This window comes from Ruegeria sp. HKCCE4148 (genome assembly GCF_017872495.1).
Taxonomy (GTDB): Bacteria; Pseudomonadota; Alphaproteobacteria; order Rhodobacterales; family Rhodobacteraceae; genus Ruegeria.
The window spans coordinates 881,361-893,655 of sequence record NZ_JAEDOS010000002.1 but is presented as its reverse complement, the minus strand read 5'-3'; the positions used below and the strand labels follow the sequence as shown (position 1 = coordinate 893,655).

The 12,295-nt window shown below is 54.3% G+C and carries 11 protein-coding genes; 7 read left to right on the top strand and 4 right to left on the bottom strand.

Annotation, left to right across the window (positions count from 1 at the left end; genetic code table 11):
- Positions 1-14: 14 nt before the first annotated feature.
- Positions 15-1,214 carry an ROK family transcriptional regulator gene (locus I9187_RS09235; protein WP_171177281.1) on the bottom strand — a complete coding sequence of 400 codons (1,200 nt, stop codon included), beginning with the start codon at positions 1,212-1,214 and terminating at the stop codon, positions 15-17.
- A 231-nt stretch (positions 1,215-1,445) separates the two neighbouring features.
- Between I9187_RS09235 and I9187_RS09230 the strand changes: the two genes are divergently transcribed.
- The 7 genes from I9187_RS09230 (at position 1,446) to I9187_RS09200 (ending at position 8,654) form a co-directional block, all read left to right on the top strand.
- Positions 1,446-2,420: a sugar ABC transporter substrate-binding protein gene (locus I9187_RS09230; protein WP_245223183.1), complete on the top strand. Its 975-nt coding sequence runs from the start codon at positions 1,446-1,448 to the stop codon at positions 2,418-2,420.
- Between the two features lie 117 nt (positions 2,421-2,537).
- Positions 2,538-3,608, top strand: coding sequence for an ABC transporter permease (locus I9187_RS09225; protein ID WP_171176475.1), 1,071 nt, complete (start codon positions 2,538-2,540; stop codon positions 3,606-3,608).
- A complete protein-coding gene (locus I9187_RS09220; protein ID WP_171176477.1) occupies positions 3,608-4,390 on the top strand; it encodes an ATP-binding cassette domain-containing protein in 783 nt (260 codons plus the stop codon). Before I9187_RS09225 ends, I9187_RS09220 begins: the two co-directional genes overlap by 1 nt.
- Positions 4,391-4,584: 194 nt before the next feature.
- The gene (locus I9187_RS09215) at positions 4,585-5,058 is read left to right on the top strand and encodes a hypothetical protein (protein WP_171176479.1); all 474 of its coding nucleotides are present in this window, start codon (positions 4,585-4,587) and stop codon (positions 5,056-5,058) included.
- 477 nt (positions 5,059-5,535) lie between these two features.
- Positions 5,536-6,552 carry a proline racemase family protein gene (locus I9187_RS09210; RefSeq protein WP_209940146.1) on the top strand — a complete coding sequence of 339 codons (1,017 nt, stop codon included), beginning with the start codon at positions 5,536-5,538 and terminating at the stop codon, positions 6,550-6,552.
- Positions 6,553-6,702: 150 nt separating this feature from the next.
- Positions 6,703-7,500 (top strand): pyrroline-5-carboxylate reductase, encoded by a 798-nt coding sequence (locus I9187_RS09205; protein ID WP_171176483.1) that lies wholly within the window; start codon positions 6,703-6,705, stop codon positions 7,498-7,500.
- 251 nt (positions 7,501-7,751) lie between these two features.
- Positions 7,752-8,654, top strand: coding sequence for a LysR family transcriptional regulator (locus tag I9187_RS09200; RefSeq protein WP_171238008.1), 903 nt, complete (start codon positions 7,752-7,754; stop codon positions 8,652-8,654).
- Between the two features lie 373 nt (positions 8,655-9,027).
- Here the strand turns inward: I9187_RS09200 and I9187_RS09195 are convergent, their stop codons facing one another.
- From I9187_RS09195 to I9187_RS09185, 3 genes are all read right to left on the bottom strand, one after another.
- The gene (locus I9187_RS09195) at positions 9,028-9,861 is read right to left on the bottom strand and encodes a MaoC family dehydratase N-terminal domain-containing protein (protein ID WP_171236240.1); all 834 of its coding nucleotides are present in this window, start codon (positions 9,859-9,861) and stop codon (positions 9,028-9,030) included.
- A 166-nt stretch (positions 9,862-10,027) separates the two neighbouring features.
- Positions 10,028-11,062 carry a GlxA family transcriptional regulator gene (locus tag I9187_RS09190; RefSeq protein ID WP_171176489.1) on the bottom strand — a complete coding sequence of 345 codons (1,035 nt, stop codon included), beginning with the start codon at positions 11,060-11,062 and terminating at the stop codon, positions 10,028-10,030.
- 18 nt (positions 11,063-11,080) lie between these two features.
- Complete coding sequence (locus I9187_RS09185) at positions 11,081-12,295, bottom strand: FAD-dependent oxidoreductase (RefSeq protein ID WP_171176491.1); 1,215 nt, start codon at positions 12,293-12,295, stop codon at positions 11,081-11,083.

Genomic DNA, 12,295 nt, shown 5'->3' with positions numbered 1-12,295 from the left:
GCGAGATGAGCTCGCTACATCCTTGAAAGCCCAGCATTGGTGTTCAAAAGAAATTGGCGGAAAATCGGGCTGCTTGCCGCGCCAATTCCGCGCGCGTTCTCTCCGACCGCCGCAGCTTCGACGACCGGAGGGATCAACCCCCGTTTATCCTGATTGACCAGATACCGGCGAACCCGGGCGACCAGTTCATCCCGCACTTCGGGTGGGAATGCGCCATCGATGAATATTGCTTCGAAGTCGATGACAGCGCAGATGGACAATGCCGCTTTTGCCAATTCCTGCGCAGTGGTGCCGATCCATGGATCCACATATCGGGAAATGCTGCTCCAATCCTGCGGCTTTCTCCAAAGAACCCCAGGGTCGACACCTGCTTCGATCAGCCTGTCCTCGAGCAGAAACAGTGATGCAGTGTCGATCAGTTGCTGGCTTTCACCCAATGGGCCTGTTGTGCGCATCGCGCCTAAGGCACCTGCATTGCCTTGGTTGCCCTCGAACACCGTGCCGTTCAACGCGACGCCACCGCCGATCATCGAGCCGATGAAGAAATAGAAATAGTCGCGATACTCGGCCCCGCGACCATAGAGATGCTCTGCGTGACACGCGGCAGTAGCGTCGTTAACGACAAAGACCGGAAGATCGCTGAATTTGGCAACTTCGGAAAAGAAATTCACGTTTTTCCACGACCTGAATTTCTTGGCTGCAAGCCCTGACAGGTCATGCCACTTCCAAAGTTCGAACGGAGTACCGATTCCGATACCGCACACTCGGTCCCGAAGAGTCCGAGGTTCGTGTGAGAGGAGCGTCTCCAGCCCAGACTCCAGAAAGCCGAAAATGACCTCTGGTAGCGGATAGTCATACGTGGTGGAGAGTTGGCGGCGCGGCGTGCCCAAAAAGTCGATCAACAGCAGATCGGCACTACGCCGTCCAATCTTCATCCCCACCGACAAGATGCCTTCCGGGTTCAATTCCATGGGGATTGAGGGCTTCCCCACTTTGCCGCGCAACGGGGTTCCACGTTTGAGAATCCCGTCCTTTTCAAGTTTGCGCAAAATTATTGATACAGTTTGCGGAGACAGGCCTGTTAACCGCGCAACGTCCGCGCCAGCGGTGGGCCCATGTCGCTGTAAAACCGTCAAAATCAGACGTTCGTTGTGATCGCGAACCCCGCTTTGACTTACCCCGCCGGTCAGTGATTTAAGAGCCTCTTTCTCCATAAGTTTGAACATAAACGCCTTATTTTCTTATGAAAAGACATCCGCGCAAATTAATAAATAAACTTTATTTATTTATTGACAGAGAGGCCAGAATCACTGTTCTCTGATTGAGACCTTCATTGGAGGATGAGGTCGGGTCTTGCTGGCATGCCGTGCGAGGCAACAACAATTTTCTGGGAGGACAACATGAGAAATCTATTCAAGATTGCCGCATCAGCGACTGCGCTTACGATGGCCGCAGCATCCGCCCAAGCGGCTGGTGAAACCGTTTGCCTGATTACCAAGACGGATACCAATCCATTTTTTGTAAAGATGAAGGAAGGTGCCACAGCCAAAGCCGAAGAGCTTGGCATGACGCTTAAGGCTTTTGCAGGTAAGGTCGACGGCGACCACGAAACTCAGGTTCAGGCGATCGAAACCTGCATTCTTGATGGCGCAAAGGGAATTCTGCTCACGGCGTCTGACACAAGCTCGATTGTACCGGCTGTTCAGCAGGCGCGCGACGCTGGACTTCTGGTGATTGCGCTGGACACACCGCTGAGCCCAATTGACTCGGCGGATGCTACATTTGCCACGGACAACTACAAAGCTGGTTTACTGATCGGACAATGGGCAAAGGCCAAAATGGGTGATGCAGCTGCCGACGCCAAAATTGCGACACTTGATCTGAACGTCAGCCAGCCAACAGTGGATGTTCTTCGCAACCAAGGTTTCCTGGATGGCTTCGGTGTAGACTTGGCCGACCCCAACGTGATCGGTGACGAAACCGATGCGCGCCTGGTTGGCAGCGATGTAACCGACGGCAACGAGGAAGGTGGCCGACGTGCAATGGAAAACCTTCTGGCAAAAGATCCAACAATCAATGTCGTTCACACGATCAATGAACCAGCAGCGGCAGGTGCTTACGAAGCTCTGAAGTCTATCGGACGTGAGAACGACGTGCTGATCGTCTCGGTTGATGGCGGCTGCCCCGGTGTCCAAAACGTAGAGGCAGGTGTCATTGGTGCCACCAGTCAGCAGTACCCGCTGTTAATGGCCTCGCTGGGTGTCGAAGCCATCAAGAAATGGGCGGACGAAGGTGTGAAGCCCGAAAATACGCCCGGGAAAGACTTCTACGATACCGGCGTTGCACTGATTACCGACCAACCAGTTGACGGCGTCGAGTCTATTTCGGTCGCCGAAGGCCTGGATCTCTGCTGGGGCTAAGCAAGCACCAATTGGATGAGGCGCGTCGCAGCGCCTCATCCTTTCTGTTCACCGAAAAACCGAAACTTCCTTTAAACTGATCTCGTGGCTGCGATGCGCGCTAGGGAAGGGGGAGAGATGTCTGAAGCAAAACGAGGCGCCCAGGAGTTTGAGACTGCTGCCAGTCCGAAAGAGACCGTGGCTGAATTTGAGAGCCACCGGCGCGGCATGTTGGGGAAGTTACAGCACCTTCTCCACGTCAACCCATCTTTTGTGCCTTTGATCGTATTGGTCGGAGCAATATTGATCTTTGGCTTGCTATTGGGTTCAAAATTCTTCTCGCCCTTCGCAATGACCCTGATCCTGCAACAGGTTCAGATTGTAGGTATCGTCGCCGCAGCGCAAAGTTTGGTCATTCTGACCGCCGGCATTGACCTAAGCGTCGGGGCGATCATGGTGTTTTCTTCTGTCATTATGGGGCAATTCACCTTCCGCTACGGTATTCCGGTACCAATTGCCGTCATGTGCGGTCTGGCCGTTGGCACGATGATCGGAGCTTTGAACGGTTGGCTTGTCAGTCGCGTCAAGCTGCCCCCCTTCATTGTCACACTCGGGATGTGGCAGATCGTTCTTGCGACCAACTTTTTGTACTCTGCGAACGAAACCATTCGCAGTCAGGATATCGAAGCCAACGCCCCCTTCCTTCAGTTCTTCGGAACAAAGTTCAGCATTGGCGGGGCGACTTTTACCGTTGGCGTCATATTCATGCTCACGCTTATCTTTGTGCTGGCTTATGCGCTCAAACACACAGCGTGGGGCCGACACGTATATGCCGTAGGGGATGACCCCGAGGCCGCCGAGCTGTCCGGTGTCAACGTCCACAGAACCCTAATGTCCGTCTACATGCTGTCCGGTCTGATCTGCGCTTTTGCGGGCTGGGCTTTGATCGGGCGCATCGGATCGGTCTCACCAACCTCCGGCCAATTGGCCAACATTGAAAGCATCACCGCTGTCGTGATCGGAGGTATTTCTTTGTTCGGCGGCCGTGGCTCCATTCTGGGGTCCCTGTTCGGGGCGCTGATCGTGGGTGTCTTCACCCTCGGGCTGAGGTTGCTTGGCGCAGATGCGCAGTGGACCTTCTTGCTTATCGGGCTTCTCATCATCGCAGCAGTCGCAGTCGACCAGTGGATCAGAAAGGTATCGGGCTGATGTCAGACACAACTCCAGTCGTCCAAGGGCGCGGGATCGTGAAGCGCTATGGCCACGTCACCGCCATCGACCATTCCGACTTTGAGCTGCGCCAAGGTGAAATCCTTGCGGTCATCGGAGACAACGGTGCGGGCAAGTCGTCTATCGTCAAGGCGATTTGCGGCGCTACGATCCCGGATGAGGGTGAGATCTTGATCGAAGGGAAGAGAGTCAACTTCACCTCACCGATCGACGCTCGCAACATGGGGATTGAGATCGTCTATCAGCAGCTTGCGATGTCCCCGGCGTTATCCATTGCGGACAACATGTTCATGGGTCGCGAGATCCGCAAACAGGGCTTCATGGGCAAATACCTGCGTCAGCTTGACCGACCTGCAATGGAAAAGTTCGCTCGTGAGAAACTGACCGAGCTTGGGCTGATGACCGTTCAATCCATCAACCAAGCGGTTGAGACGCTTTCGGGTGGACAGCGCCAGGGTGTTGCCGTTGCCCGCGCAGCCGCCTTCGCGACCAAGTTCATTATCATGGACGAACCGACGGCTGCTTTGGGGGTCAAGGAAAGCCGCAAGGTGCTTGAACTTATTCAGGATGTACGCGCGCGTGGCATTCCGATCATCCTAATCAGCCACAACATGCCGCATGTCTTTGAAGTTGCAGATCGCATCCATGTGCACCGACTAGGCAAACGGCTCTGCACGATCGATCCCAAGGACTATACGATGTCCGACGCCGTCGCCTTCATGACCGGCGCCAAAGAGCCCCCGAAAGAGGACGCCGCGTGATCAAGCAGGACGTAGAGCGCGTTTGCGATTTGATTTCCTCCCGGAGGCAGGTTGAGGTCCGGACGATTGTTGCAATTGCCGGCCCTCCTGCGTCCGGTAAATCGACCTTGGCAGAAACCGTTGTAAAATCGCTGAACACTCAGCAAAACTCGGTGGTTCCGTTTGCGACTCTGATCCCGATGGACGGCTACCATTTGGACAACGGTGTACTCGAACCGCGCGGTCTGCTGCCGAGAAAAGGCGCGCCAGAAACCTTCGACGGTATTGGGTTTTGCGATGCAATCAGACGGCTTCAGTCTGCACGGCATGAGCTCTTTTACCCAAAATTCGACCGCCATATGGATATTGCCATCGCAAACGCGATTGCTGTTCACCCTGAAACGCCAGTTGTTGTTGTAGAAGGAAACTACCTTCTGATGGACAGCGACCCGTGGAGGACAGTGGCGGATGCGTATGCTGCAACGGTTTTCATAAGCCCAACTTTGGAAGAACTCGAAAGCAGGCTGCAACAGCGATGGATAAAGCATGGATTTGACCCAAAATCCGCGCTTCGACGTGCTAAATCTAACGATCTGCCCAATGCCCAGCTTGTTATTCGCAACAGCAGGAAAGCAGACCTAAACTTAAACCAGAATTATACGGAAACCGGCACACGCTACGCTTTTTGACCCGGTTTTCCAGGCACCAAGTTAGTCTGCCGGGTGTTTCGCTGAACGAAGCCTTGTGCTTGAAATGGAACTGGCAACCAGTACTGCGTGACCGCTTCTTTTCTTAAGGAGCCTCGCGACCAACCTTCACCCAGGCACCCTGAGGCAGATACAAGCAGTCTGGTGTTGACGGATTGTTGGAAGAGTGGCGGTTAAATAATTGCCTCGAGACAGAGCAGGTCACGACATATGGTCGTTCCAAACCATCGCGCCGTTATCTGAAAGGTCGAGGCATGGCATTCAGACGCGCTCGAGCCTTGCGTTTGTCGGCGACAATAGAGTTCGTTGGATCGGCAACCACCCACGAACTGGTGGGCACAGGCGCATGTGTACTGCTGCGCAGTTTTCTGATCTGTGTGGTCCGAAGGGGCAGGGTATTTGTGCGGATCCGTTTTCGAGATTCCGGGCGCTCAGGCCGTAGCTTGAAAGGAGGACCCGATGCGTTGGACACGAACATTGCAATTGGTCGACGTGCACTGCGCCGGTGAGATTGGCCGTGTGGTAACAGGAGGCATGCTGGACATCCCCGGCGCGACGATGGCTGACAAGCTTGACTATATCAACAAGGTGGATGACGACTTGCGCCGACTGTTGTGTTCTGAGCCGCGTTCAGGCCCTGCGCGCTCTGTGGTTCTGTTGCTTCCAGCCACTAAACCGGAGGCCGATACAGGCTTTATCGTCTTGCAGCCCGATCAGGCACACGCGATGTCAGGTTCCAATGCAATGTGCGCCGTGACGGCCATTCTGGAAACCGGCATGAAACAGATGGTTGACCCTGAGACCGAGGTCGTGCTGGATACCGCAGCCGGGTTAGTGCGTGCCATCGCCCGATGCGAGAATGGCAAGGTCATCAACGTGGCGCTGGACATGCCGCCTTCCTTCGTTTTGACCAAAGCTGCTGTCATCGACACACCCGATCGGGGGCAGATCACGTATGATATCTGCTTTGGCGGCGTGTTTTATGCGTTGGTAGATGTGGAACAAATGGGGCTTACCATATCACCTGAGAATGCACGCGCATTAGCCATGAACGGCGTATCTTTGAGGGAACGGATCGCGTCCAGCATCGAGGTGAAACACCCAACGACGCCAGCTCTGGATGGGCTGGCTTATGTCATGTTCCGTGGCGAAGACGATGACGGGGCCATTCGAACCTGCACGACGATGCGTCCCGGGCGTGTGGATCGGTCTCCTTGTGGCACCGGGTCAAATGCAAACATGGCTGCCCGACATGCCGGCGGATTTGTGGAACCGGGCGACAAACTGGTTTCGCGCTCCATAATTGGCGGGGAATTCACCACGGAATTTATCTCCGATGCAGTCATTGGAAGCTACCCTGCAACGCAAAACCGCGTTTCCGGTCAATGTTGGATTTATGGCCTGAGCCAAATTGGTCTTGATCCTACCGACCCGTTTCAGAATGGGTTCACACTATCGGACACTTGGGGAGGCTAGCTGCCGCCCTTCTTCTGGTGGGTTTGAAGGTGATATCCGGCGAGATTTTGAGAGTTTGTGGCTTGAACAGGTGGCTTGGGGTCAATCTGTTCACATTATTTGAAAGATCCAGCCCCCTCGTGGCGATCTAAAAGAAATAGGGCAACGCATATGCGACTAGGATTTATCGGAACGGGCGTGATCACCGAGGCGGTGGTAAGCGGCCTTTTGGCGACCGACCTGGAGATTGCTGAGGTTCATGTGACCAAACGCAATCGCCGAGCGTCCGCGCGGCTGGCTGCAACTAGCGATCTTGTGCAGATCTGCGATTCCGCGCAATCGGTTGTTGATAATTCGGATCTGGTGTTTTTGGCTGTCCGCCCGCAGGATGCCCAAGCGGTGTTGCGCCCGCTCACGTTTTCCGAGGGTCAGCACGTCTGCAGCCTGATCGCCACGTTGACGCATGATGCTTTGCAAGACTGGATTGGCGCACCTGTACGACTGTTCCGAGCAATCCCATTGCCCGCAGTCGCACAGCACCGCGGAGTGACTGTCCTGTTTCCACATGACCCGATAGGCGAGGCGCTTTTTAACCCCTTGGGAACTGTGGTCAGTGCCCAGACAGTGGAAGAATTCGATGCCTTTGCCGCCGCAAGTGCGCTGATGGGAACGTACTTTGGTATTTTGGATATCGCTTCGGCCTGGATGCAATCAAACGGAATTAAGCAGGTGGATTCGCAACGCTACCTGAATGGCGTTTTTGCAGCGCTGGCGCAGACCGCGATGAAGGATTGTGAAAAATCCTATGACGCGCAGCGGATCGAGCATTCGACCCCGGCTGGGCTGAACGCACAATTGTTTCAGGTCTTTGTTGAAGCAGGAGGTACAGAGGCCGTAAAGACAGGGCTGGACAGCGTAATGCAGCGTTTATGCAACGCCCGCGAAAGGTCTGAGCGGGGTGAGGAGTGAGGCGCATTCCAGTCGGAACGGTCAGTGTTTTGACGGGTGCCAGCAAGCAAGCCCCGCGCCAAATTCATGCGAAGGACAAGTGAAGCAAACCCGGACAATCTGAAACTTAGGGTTTGTGCATTACAGAGGCTTTATACAGCCTTTCATTGTCTGCCCAACTGAATCCGGTTTCGAACTCGGTTGACCGGATTGATTGCGGGCGCTTGTGTTTTGCATTGCTTTGAAGTGCTCACGGCCATAACTGAATTGATATGGCTAATCGCAGATACAACATCCCTTCTCTAAGCTCGCTGGTTGCCTTTGAGGCGGTGGCGCGACTGCAGGGGTTCGCACGTGCCGCCGAAGAGCTGAACACGTCACAGCCCGCTATCAGTCGCCACATTCGAAACTTGGAGATCCGATATGGTGTTGAGTTCTTTGATCGCGACAAAAACCCGATAGCGCTTACATCCAAAGGCAGTCAGTTTTACGCCGGCGTGGTTCAAGGTTTCGATGCATTGCAAAATGCGGTTCAGGATTTGAAGCAAGTCGATAACAGGGTCACCCTGGTATGTTCTCATTCAGTTTCGCACTTGTTGCTGATGCCGCGATTTGGATACCTTCGGAACGCTTTGGGAAATGAGGCCGAACTGCGTGTCATGACTGCTGAATATAATTTGGTTCAAGCTGCAGTCGATTCGGGCGGTGATATTGTTTTTGAATACTCTGCAACAGCGCCTGACACAGAACATGTTGTGGTATGTGAAGAGAAGGTCAAACCGGTTGGGACGCCCGAAATGGTTAGGCGCGCTGTCAGCGCCCTGTCGGGAGAATGCGAAGCACCGCCGCTACTGAGATTGCAGAAAGAGAACTATGGTTGGTTGGATTGGATTGACTGGTGGGATGCGCACCCCGAGTATGCGGATTGGCCGATCTGTGGAGAATTCGATAGCTATGTCTATCTGTTAGAAGCGGCGGCATCCGGTCAGGGTTTGGGTTTGGGTTGGCTTAGTTTCATTGACCCTTACCTAGCGCGTGGTGATCTGGTTGAGATGCCAGTTGACTGGCATTCAACATCCACCAAGGTATATGCTCGGTTAACGCGATTTGGGCAAAGGAACCCAATGGCGCAAAAGTGTCTTTTGCTTTTGAAGGGATCACAGTTAGCAGATTGAGTAAGCCTAGTTGGTGACTGTGGCGGTACGCCACCATGGGTAAACTTATGTTCGGATCATTGAGGCTCAGAATTCAGACTCGGTCATGCTACAAATCGTATCGAGCCATCAGGCAATATTTTGTCGTCAAAGTTGTGTGTTCAAGTCACCTGGCCTGAGCCCCAGAATCTCCTCCAAATTAGTGTTTAGTCCGCTCAACTGAGGGATGGGCAAATAAAGACCAGATGCACCCAGAAAAAGATCACCCAAATGATCAAGGAACAGGAAACTGCACGCCATCTGCGACAGCCAAAGTATGACAGTTGCCCGAAGGTGTTCCAGTCTGCAGGCGCTATCGCAGCCCACATTGTTTGTTGGCCAAGTGTCCTGGAACTTAGAAAGTAGCTTTTGCCTGCATGGCTTTGGCCCCGTCGAAGCGGCGAGCCCATAGCTGCATCGTGTTGTCTTCACGCGTTCCTTCGATATGGAACGGAGTCATCCCCGCCAGAGGAGCAGTTCCACGGAATTCAAAGATTCTTGGTGTCGCTCCCATGGTACGTTGCGCAAGATCAACCAGTAGCGTTGCCGTAAGCGGCCCATGAAAGACCAACCCGTCATACCCCTCGACTGAGCGCGCATAGTCTACGTCATAATGGACCCGGTGCCCGTTGAAGGTCAGGGCCGAATAGCGAAAAAGCATAACTTGCGACGGCGATATTATTTCAGAGACTTCGGCATTGATCGGAGCAGGAATAGGCAAGGATTTTTGAGCATTGGGATGCGGGTCTTCCCGATAAACGATGTCGTGTTCTTCAGTTATGGCCAGCGTTCCGTCGTTCAAAAAAAGCTCGTGTAGAACCGTCACAAAACACAGTTGCCCGCTGCGACCGATCTTTTCGGTTATCTTTTTTATCGTAGAGCGTTTCTTAGCCTGGGAGCCCAGTGGGACAGCTGCCTTGAACTTGAACCGTCCGCCAGCCCACATTCGGCGAGGTAGAGCGACCGGAGGCAGAAAACCACCTTTCTTTGGGTGACCATCACGACCCAGTTCGCCCAGCGGTTTTGCTTCGAGAAAGTAAAGCCAATGCCACAAAGGTGGAAGTGCGTCGCCGCATTGCAATGTCGGTTCGCGGCCAATTGTGGCCTGCATAAACCGGGCAGGTTCGGTGCGCAAAGTGTCCGTACGCGTTTCTGAGCGTCCGATCCAAGAGTCGACGTCGTGCGGCATCAATACGGATCCTTCTTCGTTGGTCACGCGAATGCAGGGTGCAACGCCGCGCCATACTGATCGATTGAGGGGGCGGATGACAACGCTTGCCCTCTTTAACGTCCAGCCAACGGATCAGCATATCGGGTTTCGCGTTGGTTTCGCTTCCTTGAGCTGTCATCTCAGGTCAGCTGTACGCCAGTGCTATCGACCGGTCGGCGGTTGGGCGCTCACCAAAGCGCGCTTTGTAGGCTTTTGAGAAATTGACGATACTGGCAAACCCAGTTGCGACGGCAACATCAATGATGGACAAATCCGTTCCATGCAGCAACACGCGCGCACGGTCCAGACGCAGATTGCGATAGTGTCGTGACGGGCTGGTCTTCAAGTGTTTGTTGAACAACCGTTCGATCTGCCTCCTCGAGATTTTTTCTTCTCGAATCAATTCATCAACCGGGATCGGATCCTGAAGTGAGTCTTCCATTTTCTTGAGAATGCTCAGAAAAGCGGGGTTTCGGGATCCAGCCATTTTTGACATTGTCTGGCGTTGCGATCGGTTGCTGTGATTGTCAAAGTTATGGAGGCAATGGTCCGCCACTTTCTGGGCAGTGCCACTGTCGAAGTCCGATTCAATGATGGAAAGCGTCAAGTCCAGGCTGGCAGTGCCCCCGGCGCTTGACGCCAAACTGTCATCAGCCACAACACGCACCAACAAGCAGTCAAGTTTTGGAAACATCTCTTCAAAAACCGGCGCCAGAGACCAGTGGAGCGTCAGTTGCGCTTCGGTTGCCAACCCGGCGCGCGCCAAGGTAAATGCACCGGTTCCGATCGCCGCGACCCGACCGCCAAATCTGGAATGTCTGCGCAACCATTGCAGAGTTTCAGGGAGAGCGTCGAGATAGCCGGAGTACCCCGAGCACACGATCACGTAGTCTGCATGCCGCGTCATAGAAAGGCCGGTCTCTGTCGGGATTTCGATCCCGTTCGAGCACATTACGTTGCTGCCTGTTTCGGTCATGACCGACCAGGTGTATTCTGTTTCACCTGTCACTAAATTGGCCGCCCGCAGAGGTTCGATTGCCGCCGCGAAATCCAACATGTTGGTGCCTGGAAGCAGCAGAAAGTAAAAGTGGCGCTTTTGGGCAATGATTTCTGAATGCCCGACAGCGCTTGGGTTTTCACCCCCCCGGCAACGGGTGATGGGTTTGGACTCAATATACATACGCTGCCTTGCCTTTCCTCAGACCTTTAGAATGGATTTGAGATCAGTACCCCTGTCTGCAACCATCTCGGGATGCGGGGACTTGCCGGATTCGATCAGCCGTTTTGCAACCATGTAGGCGCGCGGGTCGTTCATTGCGTCGGTCGCAATGAGTTTCCCTTCACAATAGTTCCATACCGAGTACGACCCATCGTCACCTTCGCGTGAGACGACCTGATCATAGCCGGCATTCAATCCGGCGATTTGAAGCTTGACGTGATACTGATCCGACCAGAACCAGGGCTTCGCCTTATAGGGTTTGGTGGCACCCATGATGTTTTCGGCTACCGTTTCGGCCTGATCAATGGCATTGCCAACGCTCTCCAATCGGATCTGGGCGTTCCCATGGGGAAACGTCGCACAATCCCCCGCAGCCCAGATACAAGGATGCGAGGTGCGGCCCAACGCATCGGTTTTGATGCCGTTTTCGACGGTAACTCCGGCTGTCTCGGCAAGTGCCGTGTTCGGGGTAATGCCAATCCCTAAAACAACAAAATCGGCAGGGACAACGTCCCCGTTGGCGAGTTCGACACCGTCTGCGCGGCCCTCTCCCGTGACGCGTGCGATCTTGGTACCTTCAAGAATTCGGACGTTGTTGGCATCGTGCAGCTCGCGGAAATACTTGGCGGTTTCCGGTGACGCGACACGCTGCAAAATGCGCGGTGCAGCTTCGATCAGAGTCACATCCAGATCCAGCTTTGCCGCAACGGCAGCGACTTCGAGGCCAATGTAGCCTCCGCCTATGATGGCAACCTTTCGACCTTGCTTGAATTCCGGTGCGATTGCATCGATATCGGCAATCCCTCGGATCGTATAGGTGCCAGTCAGGCTTCCACCTATGCTCTCGGGCAAACGATTGGGGGTTGAGCCTGTCGCGAGGACTAGGTGTTCAAAGGCCAGTGTTTGATCGTCACAGACAAGTGTCTGATCGTCCACAGAAATGTCCGTCACCCGCTGATTCAGGTGCAAGTCAACCTGATGCTCATCAAAGAAACTCTCGGGCCTCAAGAACAAGCGGTCCCGAGGCAGCTTGCCCAACAGATACGCTTTGGATAGGGGCGGGCGCTGATAGGGTGGGTGCGCCTCCTCTCCGATCAGGGCGATTGGCTTGTCATAGCCAAGATTGCGCAGTTTGACTGCGGCGGAGCAACCCGCTTGCCCCGCCCCGACAATGATGACACCATAGTTGGTCAT

Bases quoted from the DNA above. Each gene is read 5' to 3' on its own strand.
- I9187_RS09200 (WP_171238008.1), top strand. From the start codon at position 7,752: ATGGCTAATCGCAGATACAACATCCCTTCTCTAAGCTCGCTGGTTGCC.
- I9187_RS09190 (WP_171176489.1), bottom strand. From the start codon at position 11,062: ATGTATATTGAGTCCAAACCCATCACCCGTTGCCGGGGGGGTGAAAAC.
- I9187_RS09225 (WP_171176475.1), top strand. From the start codon at position 2,538: ATGTCTGAAGCAAAACGAGGCGCCCAGGAGTTTGAGACTGCTGCCAGT.
- I9187_RS09210 (WP_209940146.1), top strand. From the start codon at position 5,536: ATGCGTTGGACACGAACATTGCAATTGGTCGACGTGCACTGCGCCGGT.
- I9187_RS09205 (WP_171176483.1), top strand. From the start codon at position 6,703: ATGCGACTAGGATTTATCGGAACGGGCGTGATCACCGAGGCGGTGGTA.
- I9187_RS09185 (WP_171176491.1), bottom strand. From the start codon at position 12,295: ATGACCAACTATGGTGTCATCATTGTCGGGGCGGGGCAAGCGGGTTGC.
- I9187_RS09230 (WP_245223183.1), top strand. From the start codon at position 1,446: ATGGCCGCAGCATCCGCCCAAGCGGCTGGTGAAACCGTTTGCCTGATT.
- I9187_RS09235 (WP_171177281.1), bottom strand. From the start codon at position 1,214: ATGGAGAAAGAGGCTCTTAAATCACTGACCGGCGGGGTAAGTCAAAGC.
- I9187_RS09220 (WP_171176477.1), top strand. From the start codon at position 3,608: ATGTCAGACACAACTCCAGTCGTCCAAGGGCGCGGGATCGTGAAGCGC.
- I9187_RS09195 (WP_171236240.1), bottom strand. From the start codon at position 9,861: ATGCCGCACGACGTCGACTCTTGGATCGGACGCTCAGAAACGCGTACG.